The organism is Candidatus Brocadiia bacterium (genome assembly GCA_041658285.1).
In the GTDB taxonomy this organism is placed as follows: Bacteria; Planctomycetota; MHYJ01; order JACQXL01; family JACQXL01; genus JBBAAP01.
Map to the genome: position 1 here is coordinate 37700 of JBBAAP010000014.1, position 18584 is coordinate 56283.

Genomic DNA, 18584 nt, shown 5'->3' on the forward strand with positions numbered 1-18584 from the left:
AGGTCGGACTCCCATGAAATATTATCTGGTCAGCGCCTGCTTACTGGGTATTAAATCCCGCTATGACGGCGGCAGTTCCCTGAATCATTCACTGGCCGCAACCCTTCGCGGGAAACCGGTTCTGATAATATGCCCTGAAAAACTGGGATTATTGAAGACCCCGCGCTTGCCCGCCCAGATAACGCCCATTGATTTTAAGAGCAGAAATACCGGCGAATTGGACGGGCATGACGTGCTTCGGGGCAGGGCCGGAGTGCGCTCTAAAACCCGCAGTGTAACCGGACAATTCATTAAGGGTGCCTTCAGGGCCGGACAACTGTTGGAATATGTCGGCATAACCAAATCTTATCTGAAATCACGCAGCCCGTCCTGCGGTTACGGCCGGGTCTATTTCCGCGGCTCGAAAAACCCGAACACTGCGCGCTTGATAAAAGGCGACGGCGTATTCGCCGCCCTGCTCAGGGAAAAAGGAATAAAAGCAACAAGCCTATGAAACCGATGATAATGCCTTTCGGCAAAAGCTCCATAAAACTGAATCTTCCGGCCCGGCCGGGTTGCACCGTGCTGCGGGCCCGGCCGATACCGCCCGTTAAAAATATCATATCGGCCGTAAGCCGGGTGCTGGATAATTCTTCCGGCACCAAGCCGTTCAATAAGATTTTCCGGCCCGATGATAAAATCGCTATTGTGGTTCCGGACAAGACCCGGCGCTGCGGGACCGATTTGATACTAAATATATTTATCCGGCGGTTGGCTGGAATCGGCGTGCCGCTTAAAAACATAACCGTTATCCTGGCTCGGGGACTGCACTCGGCCCATAAACAGGCGGAGATAAAAAGAATCGTCGGGCGCAATAGATACGGTAAAATCAGGATAGTCGACCACGATTGCCGCAATAAAGATGAACTGGTTTATATCGGCCGGACCTCATTCGGCACTAGGCTGGAAATAAACCGCTGGGCGGCCGAAGCGGATAAGGTTATCACCTTGGGTGTGGTCCAGTACCATTATTTCGCCGGGTTTTCCGGCGGGCGCAAAATGATTCTTCCGGGTATCGCCGGATATGACGCCATCAATCAGAACCACAGCCTGGTGCTTAACCGCTTACCCGGTAAAGGCAAGAATCCCATGGCTGCGCTGGGACAGATGTCCGGCAATCCGGTTAACGAAGATATGATTGAGGCGGCCCGGATGTTTAAAGTCAGCTTTGCCGTCAACCTGGTCGTTAATCACCACGAAGATATCATAAAAGTGTTCGGCGGTGATATCATAAAATCACACCGGTCCGGCTGCGATTTTGTCAATTCATTCGGGCGGGTAATCCTGAAAAAACCGGCTGACCTGGTTGTAGCCTCGGCCGGAGGTTATCCGACCGATATCAACTATATTCAGGCCCACAAGACCATCGAACATTGTTCCAAGGCCTTAAAAACAGGCGGCAGTATGCTTGTCCTGGCCGAGTGCCCGGAAGGTGTCGGTTCGGATATTTTTGTGGATTATCTCAAATACGGTACTGCCGCTAAAATGGAACAACAGCTTCGGGGAAAATATGTCGTTTCAGGACAGACAGCGATGTGCTCTCTGATAAAAGCCCGGAAATTCGACATACATATCCATTCAAGGATTCCCGTCAGCCTTCTTAAGAAGATGAAACTTAAGCCGGCGGCAAATCCGCAGTCAGTCCTGAATAAACTGCTTTCAACCCTTCCCGATAATGCCCGCATCCTGGTTTTCCCCGAAGGCCACAGCCTGATGCCGGTAATCAAACCGTAAGTTCGTTAGTTATTTATCAGGGATGTATCTGGATGTGAAAATATCGCATCGGCTTTCCGGTTTCCCGGCCGAGAGGTTCCGGCGTAACTCTTTTGCCAGCCTCAGCGCTTCCCGGGATGAAGAGCATAATTTGAATATCGTTGAGCCGCTGCCGGAAACCATCACGCCCGGATCGGCAATCCGTTTAACTGTTTGCCAGGTCTTCATTAGTTCCGGGTATAATCTCAGGGCCACCGGTTCCAGGTCGTTATGCATCAGCCGGGATATTTGTTTTATATCGCCGGCGGTCAAGTATTGGATTATAGTGTTGATATTATTATCGGGTTTAGCCGGCAGTAGCTTCAGGTTCCGGTAAATATTCTTGGTCGGCACCGGGAACCCCGGGAAAATGAGCAGGTAATGGAAATCCTGTTTTATTGCCAGCGGAAAGATTATCTCGCCCCGGCCCTTGACCAGCGCCGTTCCGCCGTAGATGAAGAAAGGCACGTCCGAGCCGATTTTAGCCGCCTGCAATGCCAGCTCGCTTCGGGACAGGCCCAATTTCCACAGCCGGTTAAGGCCGGTCAGCGTCGACGCGGCATTACTGCTCCCGCCGCCCAGCCCGCCGCCCACAGGAATGCGCTTGGTCAGGGAAATCCGCACGCCCTGCCTGATATGGTACTCCCGCTTGAACAGCTCGGTCGCCCGGTAAACCAGGTTATCCTTGCCGGTGCTTAGCCCGGCATCATCGGTGGTGATGCTTATTCCGCGCCGGGACTCTGAAATCTCCAGCTGGTCCGAAAGGCCGATGGTCTGGAATATGCTTTCCAGCTCGTGGTATCCGTCCGGCCGTTTGCCGGCCACTTTCAGGTAAAGGTTGACTTTGGCCGGCGAGCGCAGTTTGAGCTTGGGCATAATCTAATGATTGATGATTAAAGCGGCAATGCAGATGACGATTACCAATATGCACAGCAGCCGGAAATTCTTCCAGGCCGTCTTGATGATGTCGCGCGGATTGTCCGAGGCAATGCTCAGCCCCAACCCGGTCGAAATGATAGCCGTGGCAAGGACGAACAGGCCGATAACGGTTAAAGAATACAGCATGGTTTAATTGTTTTCCTTCTTCGTGGTTTCCGCGGCCGGCGGCTGGAACAGGCTCAACAGCACGACCAGGTTGAGCGCGCCGCCTATGGACACGAAAAGCAGCCCGATATCGTGATAAGCCATGGGAATCCGGCCGGCCGGGGTAAAACTGGTGAATAGCTGCGAAATTAGGAACACCAGTCCGCAGCCGAACTTGGAAAGATAATAAAACGGGTTGTCGTAAAAGCGGATACTCCGGAAATCGGAAAGGATAATCCCGATGATAAGCGTTAATACCACCAGCTCTAAAATCAGCCAGGCCTTGAGCTTCTTGCCGTAGAGCCAGTGTCCCGCGCCGGGGATAAGCCAGCCCAATAACGCCGCGTATATGATTTTCATCACATCTTGAACTTCTCGCCCAGGTATTTGCTCCGGGCGATGGGGTCTTTCATTATTTCGTCGGGCGAACCCTTGCTGAGTATCTGGCCTTCGTCGATGATGTACGAACGGTCGGTCACGGCCAGGGTCTCCCGGACGTTGTGGTCGGTTAAAAGTATGCTCAGCCCTTTGGCCCGCAGCCGCCTGATGATTTCCTGAATCTCGTTGACGGCAATCGGGTCGATGCCCGAAAACGGTTCGTCCAGAAGTATCAGCGCCGGTTGGGTAATCAGCGAGCGGGCGATTTCCAGGCGGCGCATCTCGCCGCCCGACAGGGTATAGGCCTTCTGGCGCGACAGGCTGCTCAGCCCGAATTCCTCCAACAACCGCCCGGCTTCGGAGAATTGACGGCCCTTGCTTATCGGACGCGTCTCCAATATGGCCAGCAGGTTCTCCGCTACGGTCATATTCTGGAATACCGAGTGCTCCTGGGGCAGATAACCCATCCCGTGCCGGACCCGCTTGTAAATCGGGAATTGCGAGATGTCTATCCAGTTTTCCTCGCCCGGTTCCTGGGTATCGGATGTGTTAGAATTGAGATAAACCGTCCCGGATGTAGGCAAAACCAGCCCGATAATCATCCTGAAAGTGGTCGTTTTCCCGGCCCCGTTGCGGCCTAAAAGCCCGACTATCTCGCCCTTGCCGATATCAAAGCTGATGCTTTTTACCACCTCGCGCTTGTGATACATCTTTACCAGTTTCTCGACTCTTAACAGCATATTTTTATGTGTTTTTATCTGTTGATAATTTGTGGATAACTTTCTCTATATCAAGTTATCACATTTCAAGATTATTTCTTTCATAACTCATTATATTATAATGAGATATTGAATGTGGAAAACTTTTTTATATAATTGCATATATTATATGCAGTTATATATCTTAACTTCTCCTGGTAATGCCTGTAATTGAGCCCAAAACAGCCCTCTCAGGCCATTATTCATAACTTAATATTTATTAAGAGCTTATATTCCCTTCTGTGGAAATCAGGTTTATAATCTTTTTGCCTTAATTGATGATTTTAACCCTTTTAGGGGGCCAATAAACCATAATTCCGCATCCAAAAATCTCATCTTTATCGACAAATATAGAATTTTCCTCTTTTATATCAACAATATCAGCATATTTAATCTCGTAAGTTAGGCCCCAGATATCACCACCACGGTTTTCCGCCTCAATGCGTTGAATTCGTAATAGTCCGGCGGCCTGATCATCATTAAAAAAACGAGGTTCAGGATCGCATTCAATAACCCGCCCGTCTTTAAGGGTAATAATTTTCTTCGTCCACAACCGGCTGTCCTTACTGTTGGGGACGTTATCGCCGAAGACGACGTATTTATTCTTGGGGATAAACACGGGCTTGTCCTCCTTGAATACGCTCCTGTAATCATAATCGCCCGAATAATAGACATCCCGGAGTATCCTCAAATCCCACAGCGTCACTTCTTTGGCATTGGCGCCGATGGATATCTTGTTGTCGAAAAACCGGGTCACATCGTCGAAATCTTCCATATAACTATGCCGGAATATTTCCCTGCCGTCCAGCAGGACGCAAATCATCCCGTCGAAATTCATGCACTCAACCAGGTGGTCCTTTGCCTCCTTGACATTGACCTTATTCAGTATGAAGGACTGCGAAGTGGGCGGCGTCGAGGTCTTGTATTCGGCCAGCGAGTTCTCCCCGGTCCGCAGGAACAGCGTAAATCCGCCGTTGACGGTGTTAAGCGACAGCTTCAGCTCAGCGCCGGCCTCGGGCATCCGGAACCGGGCGGCCAGTTTTATGTCCGGCACGATGTTCCGCCCGCCACGTCCGTCCGGGTAATGGTCTCGCACATTACGGCGGTAGCTCAGCTCGCTGTTGGTGAATGACAGCCTGCCGTCACGGACCGCGAACTTATCCCCGTAATTGGCCACATCCCATTCATCCCGGAACACGCCCTCGGCGCCGTCCCATTCATAGGCCGGTATCCACATGGCCTGCTGGGTGTCCAGCCGTTTACGGGTGATGGTGAATTTGTCCCGTCCGGTCGGTTTGGAATATAGGTCGCCCCCGTGGATGAGCAACTCCTCGTCGGGCAGGCCGACCACGCGCTTGATGAAGTTGGTCGATTTATTTAGCGGATACTTGAAAAGGATTACGTCAAACCGCTTGGTCTGGTGGAAATACAGGCCGAACTTGTTGGCGATAATCCGGTCGCCGTTGGCCATATCGCCGTGCAGGGTCGGCTCCATCGAGCCGCTGGGAATCTTAAAGACCTCGATGCAAAAGCACCTTATCAGCATGGCCATGACAAAAGCCACGATGAAGATTTCCAGGTTGCTCCGGGCCCATTCCAGCGAATGCTTGAGACTCATAAATAAATACCTTTTATTTGGTTGTTTCCATCACGGCCAGGAAGGCGTCCTGCGGGATGTCCACCATCCCGATGCTCTTCATCTTCTTCTTGCCTTCCTTCTGCTTGTTCCAGAGTTTGCGTTTCCTGGTGATATCGCCTCCGTAGCACTTGCCGGTGACGTTCTTGGCCATCGGCGCGATATTCTCACGGGCCACGATGCGCTTGCCCATGCTCGCCTGCAGCGCTATCTGGAACAGGTGCCGCGGTATCCGCTCCCGGAGTATCTGGATAATCCGCCGGCCCTTGGATTCGGCCTGGTCCATATGCACCAGAGCCGAAAAGGCGTCCACTTCCTTGCCGCCTACCAGTATCCTCAGCTTGACGATGTCCGCCGGCTGGTAGCCCATCAGGGCGTAGTCCATCGTGCCGTAGCCGTGCGTGGCTGATTTGAGCTTGTCGTAAAAGTCGTAGATAATCTCGGCCAGCGGCATGTCGTAGCTCAGGATTACCCGAATCTGGCTGATGTATTCGGTCCGGATATGCTTGCCCCGGCGGTTTTCGCACAACTGCATCATTGTGCCGATGGCGTCAACCGGGACAATCAGCTTGACCCGGACTATCGGCTCCCGGATTTCCTTTACCTGGACGTCGTCCGGGAACATGGCCGGGTTTTCAATCTTGATGGTGCGCATATGATTGTGGTCGTTCATTACTATCTCGTAGGGCACGTTCGGCGCCGTCCGGATTAACTGCGCCTTCTCCTCGCGCTCCAGCCGTTCCTGGATTATTTCCATATGGAACAGGCCCAGGAAACCGCACCGGAATCCCATGCCCAGGGCCTCGGATGTTTCCGGCTCGAACGAGAACGAAGCGTCGTTCAGGCCCAGCCGGTCCAGCGCCCTTTGCAGGTCCTTGAACTCGGTGTCGTTGGTCGGGTAAAACCCGGCAAAGACCATCGGCAGCGGCTCCAGGTAGCCGGGCAGTGCCGGCACGCTGGTGGTTTCCTTATGGGTCACCGTATCGCCCACCTTGACGTCGCGGATATTGCGGATGCCCGCGATGATGTAGCCCACATCGCCGGCCGTCAGCTTCTGGGTGCTGAACATGCCCGGATTGAACTTGCCCACCTCCTCAACCTCGTAATTCTCCTTGGTCCGCATCATCCGCACGAAATCACCGGCCTTGATGGTGCCGTTCATAAGCCGGACGTAGATAATCACGCCCCGGAACTCGTTATAGACCGAGTCGAAAATAAGGGCCTGGAGCGGTTTGTCCGGTTCGCCTATGGGCGGCGGCACGAAATCTATCACCGCGTCCAGCAATTCCTCGATATTGGTGCCGTCCTTGGCGCTGACCAGGAAGATATCCTCCGGCTTGACGCCCAGGGTGTTTTTCATTTCCTCCTTGATGATGTCCACCATGGCCGTGGGGTGGTCTATCTTGTTAATCACCGGTATAATCAGCAGGTTGGCCTGCTGGGCCAGCAGGGCATTGGCCACGGTCTGTGCCTGTACGCCCTGTGTGGCATCTACCAACAGCAGGGCGCCTTCGCAGGCGCGCAGGCTCTTGAGCACTTCATAGCTGAAATCCACGTGGCCGGGCGTATCAATCAGGTTAAGCTGGTAGTTCTTGTAATGCATGGCCACGGCCTTGGCCTTGATGGTCACGCCCCGCTCACGCTCGATGGCGTTGCTGTCCAGGTACTGCTTCACCCCGACCATCTTGCGCGACTCCACCGTCTCGGTTATCTCCAGAAACCGGTCCGCCAGGGTCGACTTGCCGTGGTCGATGTGGGCGATGATGCAGAAATTACGAATATGGTCTAATACGGACATACAATAGCTTTAGCTATGGCCGGCAGTTTGAGTTCCGCCCAAAGGCGGGACGAATTACCTGCCGGGTACCCCTAGACCCTGAGGGGTCTTGGGGCAGCTCCGCAGAGCATCCCGCTTATAGGGACAAGAACCCTCACGGGTACTGGGGCCAATAAATTACTACATTATAAACCCAAGTATGAATTATACGTTCCTAGTTAACATTCAGACTGCTCATTCATAAATAAAATACCCGCTTTGTCAAGTGAAAGACAGTCCAATCTGAAATTTATGCTTGACTTTCCCCCTCCCGCCCGTTACAATACCGGGTAGCGAAGCCTCCTGCCCCTAGACCCTGAGGGGTCTTGAGACAAGCCCGCAGGCTATCCCGCTTATAGGGAAGAACCCTCATGGGTAAGGACTTATCCAGTGCGAAGCACTGGGTTAGTATCACGAAGCCCCCAGCATATTTATAGTTGACATATCAGTCCTGAATGGTTTAATATCAATAAGGAAACAAAGAGTCTAAGAGTCTAAATAGGGAAAGGAAGGGCGGTCTCATGAAAAACAAGATGATGTTGGTAGCGGCGCTGGCCTTATGCGCCGGGATATTGACCGGCGGTTGCGCCAGTTTGAATAACCCCGGCCGGACCGACCGGCCCAAAGAAGCGGTCAGCCAGAAGATAGACACCCAGTCGCTGGTATTAGACCTGGCCCTGTGGCTCGGGCCCTGGGCATTGCTGGGCGGAGGCGCCGGCAATCTGCTCGGGTTTGTCGGACTGGGCGGAAGCATTTACGACTTCGCCACCGAAAACATCTACCAGACCGAACCATCCTACCGGAGCAAGTATCCGGATAACCCCTAGATATTAAAGGACAGATAAGTCCCGGCCGGCCCGATCCATGCACAAGAATCTGTGCACGTGCACAAGAAATTGTGCATGAAAGCCCGGTTGACCGGGAATCGGGCCGATCCCTCCCAACCGGTGCTTGCAGGTTTATCCGGCGTAAATACAGGGCTGGCGGTCATTCACCCCTAAAATCCACCGTTTTATCATTGTCCGGCACGCGCTGGTCGAGATACCCAATAAGATATTTTGACTTCTTACCAAAAAATAATTCACAAATCCGGGATATTTTCTTGACAGATTTCACTAATGAGCCTATATTGCATCCAATTAAAGCAGTCTATTCTTTCTTAAAATAACTCCAAACAAAAGGAGGGTATCATGCCAAAAGTCAATTGGTCCAGATTAAGCCTGAGTTTTGTATTAATGGCCTTTTTAGTCCTGGGTTACGGCGGATTATGCGGGAGTGATAAGAATCCTAATACGGGTTCCAGTGCCGCTTTGGCCAAGAGCATTTCCGGCCAAGTTTATAAGCAGACCTCTGATGATAACATCATCCCGGTCGGCGACGCTGACATTACCATAGAATGGAGTGATAGCGTTCAGGCCGGCATCATTTCCAAGGCCGTTAACCATTCTGTTTCGGGTAAGACCAAATCAGACGGTTCGTATGATGTTCCCGGCATTCCTGAAAATGCCGCTATCACCGTTACTATTACCTCATCCGAGACTATCCAGTCGGTCGAAGTCATTACGAGCACTTTCGGCACGGATGCCAACTCGTCCGCTATTCTCAGGAACAAGCCCAAGAAAGTCGGCCGCATTAATAAATTACAGGATAACAATCTTAATACGTTTGACGACCCTGCGTTGCCCAGATGTCAGATATCCGTGCCGGCCAATGCCGTAACAAACGATATAGACAATATTTTACTGATTCCTACACACAGAGGAGAGAACCTGCCCAGGATTCCGGACGGTTATGTCTTTTTAGCCGGCGCTGATATCAAGACTCCGGCCGCGGTTTCTTTTGCTCCCGGCAAAGAAGCTACGCCTTACATTATACTGCCTTCCCAGATGCGGGCCGAAGAATTATCCACTGCTGATATCAGATTGATGGAGTTCATCAATAACCAGTGGGTGATAACCACTCCAGCCGGCAAGGGCAAGGTTTTTACCACCGGCCCATGGGCCGGGCATATCGGCCCGGATGACGTGGCTCCGGCCAAGCTAAAAGGCGTTCGGCCTTGGTGTTGGGTAAAGACCCAGCCCAACGCCGCCACTATCAGCGGTTTTGTAAGGGATACTGCCGGGAACCCTATCAGGGGTGCGTTTGTTTTCGGAGGCGGCATCATGGATAATTCCAGACCGGATGGGTCTTATACCCTTAGAAATGTGGCCGTAATTAAGGCCGATACCTTGTTGCCCGTAAATGTTACGGCCGTTGGCTATAAAATGTCCAACCAGTTTGTCAAAGTCTCGCCCGGCGCGACCGTTAATGGCGTGAATTTTGTTATGGAGTCGGAATCCGTTACCCAATTAGGCGGGATATACGGGCAGGTGGTTAACACCTCGACCTCAGCCGGCATCTACGGGGCCATTGTTACCCTGCAGACCAGCCCGTCTATCCGCGGTATGAAATACGACAATAAAACCACTACATCTGATTTGACTGATGATACCTTTTATGTTATTCCTCCGTCCGGAGTCGCCATTACCCAGTATAAATGGATGCTGGTATTGCCGTCAGGCGCAAGGTTTACCTCGGACTTGGAAAACGGTCCTTCCATAGTTCTGAACCAGTTGGCTACCGAAGCCACTAACGCCGGCCAGTCCCTTGTGATTGGCGCTTACAAAGTTGAACTGGAGGTTACATATACAGGCGGTAAAAAGGCCCTTGTTTCCGGCGGATTCCTTTTAAGGCAGATTGGACTGGTGCTTTACATCGCCGATATCAGGCTGCCGGTCAGCTTGGACGACCAGTTGACGCTCAAGGCTATGAGCGACTCGACTGGTAATTACAGGTTTGTCAGCCTGCCCATCGGCGAGGCATTTATAGCTTCGGCCAAGGCGGACGGATTTATTGGTTCAAATGCAATCGGGATTTCGGCCCTGACTGCCGGCCAGCAAAAACAGCAGGATTTCTCCCTGGCCACCATGGCCTCCGACCTTGAGCCGCCCTCGCAACCCGGAAGCTTTACCGGCACGGCCCAAAGCGCTTATTCCATACAGCTAACCTGGAATGCTTCGAGCGACAACGTCGGCATTGATTATTACAGGGTTTATCGCGGCGGCATTGAAATAGGCAAAACCACGGCTACATCTTATATTGATTCCGGTCTTGCGGCTGGGACGTCGTATATATATATAATCGGCGCCTTTGATAAGGCCAATAACTCCGTTCTCAGCAGTTCTACCAGCATTACCACCCAGGGCATAATCGTGGATGGTATCGCCCCGAGCACGCCGACCAACCTAGCCGGTGTTTCGTTTAGCCCCAGCCAGATAAATCTTTCCTGGCTTGCCTCGTCGGACAATATCGGCGTCAGCGGTTATAATATCTACCGTTCTTCCGATGGCGTCACCTATACCGCTATTTGTTCTTTGCAGGGCACCAGCTATTCCAACTTCGGATTATCTGCCGCTACGACATACTGGTATAAAGTATGCGCTTATGATGCTATAGGCAATATATCGCCTTCCAGTGATATAATTAGCGTTACTACCCAGGCTATACTGGATACTGCCGCACCCTCAATTCCGACTGGGCTGGCCGCCTCGGCTTTTTCCTCGGGCCAGATAAACTTGTTCTGGAACACTTCCACCGATACCGGCGGTTCAGGGCTGACCGGTTACAAGATTTTCCGCTCTGTGGATGGCATATCTTATACCTTTTTGACCAATCTTTCATCTGTGCTTTCTTACTCCAACAGCGGACTGTCTGCTAGCACCACTTACTGGTACAAAGTGGCCGCTTATGACGGAGCCGGCAACACCTCGGCCCAGAGTTCGGCCGTCAGCGCCACTACCCACAGTTTCATCGACACCATCGCCCCATCCATACCGACCAATCTGGGTACCAGCGTGGTTACCTCGAATTCCATAGGCCTGACTTGGAGCGCCTCCAACGACAATGTCAGCATCTACAGATACAAGGTCTATCGCAACGGCGTTTGTATAGCCTTGGTGATAGCCACTAACTTTTTCGATACCGGTCTGACGCCGTCCACGGCTTATGCTTATACCGTCACGGCTTGTGACGAGACAGGCAATGCCTCGGCTAACAGCCTCACGCTCAATGTGTCTACCCTGGCTGACACCGCCGCGCCTTCGGCGCCCACCGGCCTGAGTGCCACCGCTATGTCGGCCAGCCGGATAAACCTGACTTGGGCCGGCTCGACCGACAATGTCGGTGTGGTTGGTTACAAGATCTACCGCAACTCATCGCTCTGCGCCACGCTGGCAGTCGTGCTTTCTTACAGCGACAGCGGCCTAGCCGGTTCAACCATATATAACTACACCGTTCGGGCGTATGATGCCGCCAATAATATTTCTCTGGACAGCAATGTCGTCAGTGCCACCACGCCGGCCGGAGTGGATACCCAGGCGCCCAGCATCCCGGCAGGGCTGGCCGCCAATCCGGCATCCTGCACCCAGATTAACGTCTCCTGGACCGTCGCAACCGACAATGTCGGGGTAGCCGGGTATAACATATACCGCGGTGGCGTTTTTATCTATTCAACCTCGCTTACATATTACAATAATACTGGGCTGGCCCCGTCAACGGCTTACGGCTATGCCGTTGCCGCTTATGATGCCGCCTATAACGTTTCCGGTATTTGCAGTGTGGTTACCGGCACCACCTCAGCTGATACCACCCAACCGTCAGTTCCGTCCGGGTTGAGCGCTACGGCCATAGCCTCTAGTCAGGTCAACCTGACCTGGGCTGGTTCGACCGACAATGTCGGTGTGGTCGGTTACAAGATCTACCGCAACTCATCGCTCTGCGCCACGGTAACGGCTATTCTCTTATACAGTGATACCGGATTGAGCGGCTCGACCACATATAACTACACCATTCGGGCATATGATGCCGCCAATAATATCTCTGCGGACAGCATCACCGCTACCGCTACCACCCCGGTTGCGGTGGATACCCAGGCGCCCAGCATTCCGGCCGGGCTGGCCGCCAATCCGTCATCCTGCACCCAGATTAACGTCTCCTGGACCGCCGCAACCGACAATGTCGGGGTGGCCGGGTATAATATATACCGCGGAGGCGTTTTTGTTTATTCAACATCGTTTACATATTATAATAATACCGGGCTTATGCCCAACACTGCTTATGGCTATGCTATTGCTGCCTATGACGGAGCCGGGAACATCTCGGCACAATGCGGCGTAGTCACCGGCACCACCCTTGCTGATACCAGCGCGCCTTCGGCTCCGACAAATCTCAGCGCCACTGCCGTAACATCAAGCCAGATAAACCTATCCTGGACCGGCTCGACCGACAACATTGCTGTCACCGGCTACAAGGTCTACCGGAACGGGTCTTTGTGCGCTAACCTTTCAACCGGACTTTATTACAGCGATACCGGACTAGAAGGCTCGACCCTTTATACTTATTACCTTTTGGCTTATGATGCGGCCGGGAATAACTCTACAGCGAGTATTACCGCCACGGCCACCACGCTGGCCGCTGTGGACACCCAGACGCCCAGTACCCCGACAACTCTTGTGGTTTCTTCTCCGACTTGCACATCCCTTCGACTTGATTTCGGAGGCTCTACGGATAACGTCGCAGTCACTGGTTATAAGATTTACCGTAACAGCGTTTACATCTCATCAGCCATAACCACCTACGATAATACTGGGTTGACGCCCAATACTGCTTACGGCTATACGGTTGCGGCCTATGATGCGGTCGGTAACATCTCGGTTCAATGTGGTGCGGTTACCGGCACGACCCTTGCCGATACCAGCGCGCCCAGCATTCCGGTCGGGCTGACCGGCACCGCAGTCTCCACCTCTCAGATAAACTTGTATTGGAATGCATCAACGGACAATGTCGGCGTTAGCGGCTACATGGTTTACCGGAATGGGACGCAAATTTCCACGGTAAATAATACAAATTACGCGGATACCGGATTGTCGTCCGGGGCAAGCTACAGTTATGCCGTAGTGTCTTTTGACTTGGCCAATAATATATCTTTGCAATGTTCGCCCATAACCGTGACGACCCAATCTTTTGGTAATGCCTTGGTTGCCCACTGGAAGTTTAACGAAAACTGCGGCACCACCGTTGGGGATTCCTCCGGTTACGGCAACAACGGCACGGTCTATGGCCCCACCTGGTCAGGCGATGCTTTATCTTTTGATGGAGTGAATGATTATGTGTCGTTTAATTACGCATCCTTATTAAACGGCGGTGATTTTTCGCTTCAATGCTGGTTTAAAACTTCAGCTTCCGGCATATACCAAGGTCTTTTCTTTAAAAACGATACGCACCCGCCATACAAATGGTTGGCATTGAGAATCACTCAGGCAAATGCATTGCAATTTAACTGCTGGGACGGCTATTCGGAATTTATCCTGACGGACAACTTGTCCGTGACTGATGGCAAATGGCATTGTGCAACAATGGTTAGGAATTCCAACACGGCAATTTTGTATCTTGACGGCGCCAAGCGGACACAGGGGACGCTCTCGTTAAATCTTAATGATATCGCTGGGACTGTTTTTATCGGCGTGGAGAATTGCATTGATTTTAACAGCAGATATTTCTTTAACGGGCAAATAGATGAAGGAAAAATCTACAACTATGCCCGAACGTCGGAACAGGTTCAAGCCGATTATAATGCTGTAATCTGTCAGTGGACCCAAAAAATCGCACAGGGCGCCGGTGGCTCGCCCAGCGCCAGATACGGCCACGATATGGTCTGGGATGGGACTAGGGTGATAATGTTCGGCGGTGAGGATGGCACTTCTTTCAAAAACGATCTGTGGTGGTATAATCCGGTAAGCAATACCTGGACTCAAAAGATAGCCCACGGCGCGCCCGGCTCGCCTGCCCAACGCTACTATCAGACCATGGTCTGGGATGGGACAAGGGTGATAATGTTCGGAGGCTGGAGCGCAATGAACAAGAATGATGTCTGGTGGTATGACCCCAACACCAATACTTGGACCCAGAAAATCGCCCACGGCGCGCCCGGCTCGCCGGCCGGCCGGTACATGCACTCTATGATTTGGGACGGCACTAATGTCATCCTTTTCGGCGGTTGGAACGCCAGTGTTTATTACAACGATGTTTGGTGGTATAACCCGGGCACCAACACCTGGACCCAGAAGATAGCCCACGGCACGCCCGGCTCGCCGGTTGGGCGTTATATGCCGACGTTTGTTTGGAATGGGTCAAAATGCGTTATGTTTGGTGGTTATGATTCATCCGCCGACAGGAACGATTTATGGTCGTATGACCCTTCGCTAAACACCTGGACTGAAAAAATAACCAACGGCGCACCCGGCTCGCCCCAGAAAAGAGTTGCTCCATCGGCAATCTGGGACAATAACCAGATGTTTATCTTCGGCGGCCGTGATACCGGTCCAGTTGATATGAATGACCTGTGGGCTTATAATCATACGACTAATGCCTGGACCAAATGTATTTCTGCTGATACTCCTTCAAATAGATTTGTTCATAAAGCCGTTTGGGACGGCGCCAAAGGCATTATGTTCGGCGGGTTTGCTACAACCGGCAGCAGAAATGACCTCTGGTGGTTAAATACGAGGAAACCCGTCGCCCACTGGAAATTTGACGAAGGCGCGGGCGTGATTGCCAATGATGTCTCCGGAAATGGAAACCACGGAGTGGTAAATGGGGCTACTTGGTCAGGAGGGGCGCTATCCTTTGACGGCGTGGATGATTATGTGAGCATTCCAGACTCTTCAACCTTAGACCTTTCTAATCAAGTGACAATTGAACTATGGGGCAGGTCGAACATTAACTGGGATTTGTATAATAACTATACGGGTTTGATAAGTAAAGGTACGGATACCAGTAATATGAATTACTGTATGCTCATCCCTTATTTCTACTCCACCTACGGCTTGTATTTTGAGATAGAAACTCCTACTAATAATGATGCTCACTCGCCAACGACTTTAGTAAAAGACACTTGGTACCACATCGTTGGAACATACGATGGGGTCAATATAAAAATGTATCTGAACGGCGTGTTGGTGGATGAACAACCTGATACCGGCCTGATGACCACAAACAACTATCCGGTTTATATCGGATTATGGAGAACTGCCTACAATGAATTCTTTAATGGCCAAATAGATGATGTAAAAATCTACAACTACGCCCGGAGTGCCGGTGATATTCAGGCGGAGTATAATGCTGCCACACTGGCCGTGGATGACTATGTCTGGGTGGCAAATCAGAATTCTAATAGCGTCACCCGCATAAAGAAATCTGATTCCAACACTACCACGATTGCTGTGGGAAGTAATCCAGTTGGAGTCGCGGTTGACTCGAATTATGCCTGGATAATAAACAATGCTTCTAATAATGTTACCCGCATCAAGAAATCTGATTCTACCACGACCACAATTGCCGTGGGGACTAACCCCAATGGAGTAACGGTTGACGAGACCTATTGTTGGGTGGCAAATTTAGGTTCTAATAATGTCACCCGCATAAAGAAATCAGATCTGACCACGACCACGATTGCCGTGGGGACCAACCCCATTGGAGTCGCGGTAGATGGGACTTATTGCTGGGTGGCAAATGCTTATAATGGTAGTGGTGGTAATAATGTTACCCGCATAAAGAAATCTGATTTGACCACGACCACGATTTCCGTGGGAACTTGTCCCTTTGGCGTTGCGGTTGACGAGACCTATTGCTGGGTGGCAAATAGTGCTTCTAATAATGTTACCCGCATCCTGAAATCAGACCTAACTACGACCACGATTTCCGTGGGAAGTAGCCCCCAGGGAGTAACGGTAGATGGGACCTATTGTTGGGTGGCAAATTATGGTTCTAATAATGTTACTCTCATCAAGAAATCGGACTTAACCACGAGCGCGATTACGGTAGGAATTGGTCCCCGTGGAGTCGCGGTTGATGCCACATATTGCTGGGTAGCAAATGACAGCTCCAATAATGTTACCTGCATCAAGAAATTTGATTCAAGCACGACCACGATTGCAGTTGGAACTAATCCCTATTCGCTGGGTGATATGACCGGTTATGCATATGATAATTATGCAAACCTGGCGGTAACAGCAGTGGATGATTATGTTTGGGTAACAAGCTTACCGACTAATAATGTCACGCGCATCAAAAAATCTAATTCCACTACGGCTACGATTGCCGTTGGTACTACCACGGGCTCAATTGCGACAGACCCTAAGTATGTTTGGATGGAAAATACGACTTCTAATAATATTACTCGTATCAATAAGTCTGATTTAACTACAATTACAATTGCCGTGGGAACTGATCCTTGTGGTATCGCGGTAGACGAAATTTATTGTTGGGTGGCCAATTATGGTTCTAATAACGTTACCCGCATCAAGAAATCAGATTTGACCACGACCACCATTAGCGTTGGAACTAATCCTACAGGAATGGCCGTTGATGGGACTTATGTCTGGGTGTCAAATCAGGGATCTAATAATGTCACTCGTATCAGAAAATCGGACCTAACCACGATCACGATTGCCGCAGGTGCTACCCCATCTGGAATCGCAGTGGATGCCACCTATTGTTGGGTGGCAAACCAGGGTGCTACCACTGTTACCCGCATCAAGAAGTCAGATTCCAGCACAACCACCATTACGGTGGGAAGCCAGCCCGTTGGAGTCTCGGCAGATGAGACCTATTGTTGGGTGGCGAATGCCGGCTCTGCTAATGTTACCCGTATCACAAAGTCAGATTCCAGCACGACTAATATTTCCGTAGGGAATCATCCTAATGGAATCTCAGTAGATGATACCTATTGCTGGGTGGCGAATGAGGGGGCTGGCAGTGGGAATACGGTTACCCGCATTAAGAAATCGGACTCTACCACAACTGCAATTACAGTGGGGAATCAGCCCAGTTCAGTGGGCGATATGACCGGCTATGCCTATGATAATTACAGTACGCAGATAATCTGGCAACTGAATACGCCTTTTGATCCTTCAACACAGGATACTATTTTGGCAACTGTTAATGGTAAACAGCACGGTGAGGATCAGGCACAAGCCACAGAAGTATTCAATAATAGAATATTTTATTATGTGTATACTGATGGAAGTGCATCACCATCTAAAGTTTATTGTTATAATCCTGCCAATGGGACTAACTCAGTTATTCTGTCGGAAACATCAGATAGTTTCCGTGCTATTAGAGCCATGAAAGGAAACTTGTATATCTCTCATAGTAATGGAAAACTTTGGAAATACGACGGTACTACTGTGGCCGAAATAGCGACCGGAATTCCATTAACAACCAGTATTACGGCAATGTGTGAGTTTAATAACAAGATGTATTTTGGAACGCAGCAAGGGGGTTATATTTACGAGTCCACTGACGGAACATTTTTTACTTTGAGGGCAACATTTAGTGGACGACCGTCGGTTCCTATGACATCCAACGATACAATCACAGATCTCAAGGTATGGAACGGATATCTCTACGCATGCAACTATGAATGTTATTACTATTCAGCAAAGATTGTTAGAAGTGCCGATGGAGTAACTTGGTCAGTTATGGGAACTTTTAATACGTATGGTTTTAATGGATTTGTTACTACACCTAACTATCTTTATGTTGCGTCCGTGGAAGACGCAAGCGGCCCCTCTCTGGCTATTAGAAGCAGCACAGACGGTGTTACTTGGAACAGGTTTTTTTACACTACATCTGAAGGTAAGTCTGCTTATGGTAGAGCGTGTTACTTCACCCAAACAGGCAGGGCATACTTTTTGAGTGGGTGGAATTATTCTGCTCTTTTCCCTTGCTACAATGGTAGTATTGAGTCGAGAATTACCTTATCGCACGGATTTAGCTCGCTTATAGAACTAAATGGTCGGCTTTATGGTATTGGCGCACAGAACGCAAGTAGTCCGGGAAGTTCACCGACTGTTATCTCTATTTTGGGGAACTATTCACAACAATAAGATATTGGGTCGTTGAGGACTCAGCGATTCAGGGTGTACGTCTTCAGCGCAAGTGATAGTTTTAAGGGGTTAAAACTAAGTTGCATTTCCGACTCCTGAAAATCTTCTACTATTTACTTTCTTTCTACGATTTAACG

Annotated in this window: 10 protein-coding genes; 4 read left to right on the forward strand and 6 right to left on the reverse strand. The window is 50.7% G+C overall.

Translation table 11 applies throughout. The features are described from left to right. Nucleotides 1-13 precede the first annotated feature (13 nt). Together WC980_10155 and larA are read left to right on the forward strand one after the other, a co-directional pair. A complete protein-coding gene (locus tag WC980_10155) occupies nucleotides 14-493 on the forward strand; it encodes a DUF523 domain-containing protein (GenBank protein ID MFA5795410.1) in 480 nt (159 codons plus the stop codon). Beyond that, the gene (larA, locus tag WC980_10160) at nucleotides 490-1773 is read left to right on the forward strand and encodes a nickel-dependent lactate racemase (GenBank protein MFA5795411.1); all 1284 of its coding nucleotides are present in this window, start codon (nucleotides 490-492) and stop codon (nucleotides 1771-1773) included. Before WC980_10155 ends, larA begins: the two co-directional genes overlap by 4 nt. Before the next feature lie 9 nt (nucleotides 1774-1782). Here the strand turns inward: larA and ispE are convergent, their stop codons facing one another. The 6 genes from ispE to lepA all read right to left on the reverse strand — a co-directional run bounded on the left by ispE (nucleotide 1783) and on the right by lepA (nucleotide 7444). Continuing rightward, nucleotides 1783-2667: a 4-(cytidine 5'-diphospho)-2-C-methyl-D-erythritol kinase gene (gene ispE / locus WC980_10165; protein ID MFA5795412.1), complete on the reverse strand. Its 885-nt coding sequence runs from the start codon at nucleotides 2665-2667 to the stop codon at nucleotides 1783-1785. A gap of 3 nt (nucleotides 2668-2670) precedes the next feature. Then, entirely contained in the window at nucleotides 2671-2856 is a 186-nt protein-coding gene (locus WC980_10170) for a hypothetical protein (GenBank protein MFA5795413.1), read from the reverse strand. A gap of 3 nt (nucleotides 2857-2859) precedes the next feature. After that, the gene (locus WC980_10175) at nucleotides 2860-3234 is read right to left on the reverse strand and encodes a DUF6677 family protein (GenBank protein ID MFA5795414.1); all 375 of its coding nucleotides are present in this window, start codon (nucleotides 3232-3234) and stop codon (nucleotides 2860-2862) included. Further along, nucleotides 3234-3992, reverse strand: coding sequence for an LPS export ABC transporter ATP-binding protein (gene lptB, locus WC980_10180; GenBank protein MFA5795415.1), 759 nt, complete (start codon nucleotides 3990-3992; stop codon nucleotides 3234-3236). Before lptB ends, WC980_10175 begins: the two co-directional genes overlap by 1 nt. Before the next feature lie 289 nt (nucleotides 3993-4281). Next, the gene (gene lepB / locus WC980_10185) at nucleotides 4282-5628 is read right to left on the reverse strand and encodes a signal peptidase I (protein MFA5795416.1); all 1347 of its coding nucleotides are present in this window, start codon (nucleotides 5626-5628) and stop codon (nucleotides 4282-4284) included. 13 nt (nucleotides 5629-5641) lie between these two features. Further along, nucleotides 5642-7444: a translation elongation factor 4 gene (gene lepA, locus WC980_10190; GenBank protein ID MFA5795417.1), complete on the reverse strand. Its 1803-nt coding sequence runs from the start codon at nucleotides 7442-7444 to the stop codon at nucleotides 5642-5644. Nucleotides 7445-7983: 539 nt separating this feature from the next. Here lepA and WC980_10195 point away from each other — a divergent pair. Beyond that, nucleotides 7984-8289 carry a hypothetical protein gene (locus WC980_10195; GenBank protein MFA5795418.1) on the forward strand — a complete coding sequence of 102 codons (306 nt, stop codon included), beginning with the start codon at nucleotides 7984-7986 and terminating at the stop codon, nucleotides 8287-8289. A 363-nt stretch (nucleotides 8290-8652) separates the two neighbouring features. Continuing rightward, entirely contained in the window at nucleotides 8653-18447 is a 9795-nt protein-coding gene (locus WC980_10200; GenBank protein MFA5795419.1) for a LamG-like jellyroll fold domain-containing protein, read from the forward strand. Nucleotides 18448-18584 lie beyond the last annotated feature (137 nt).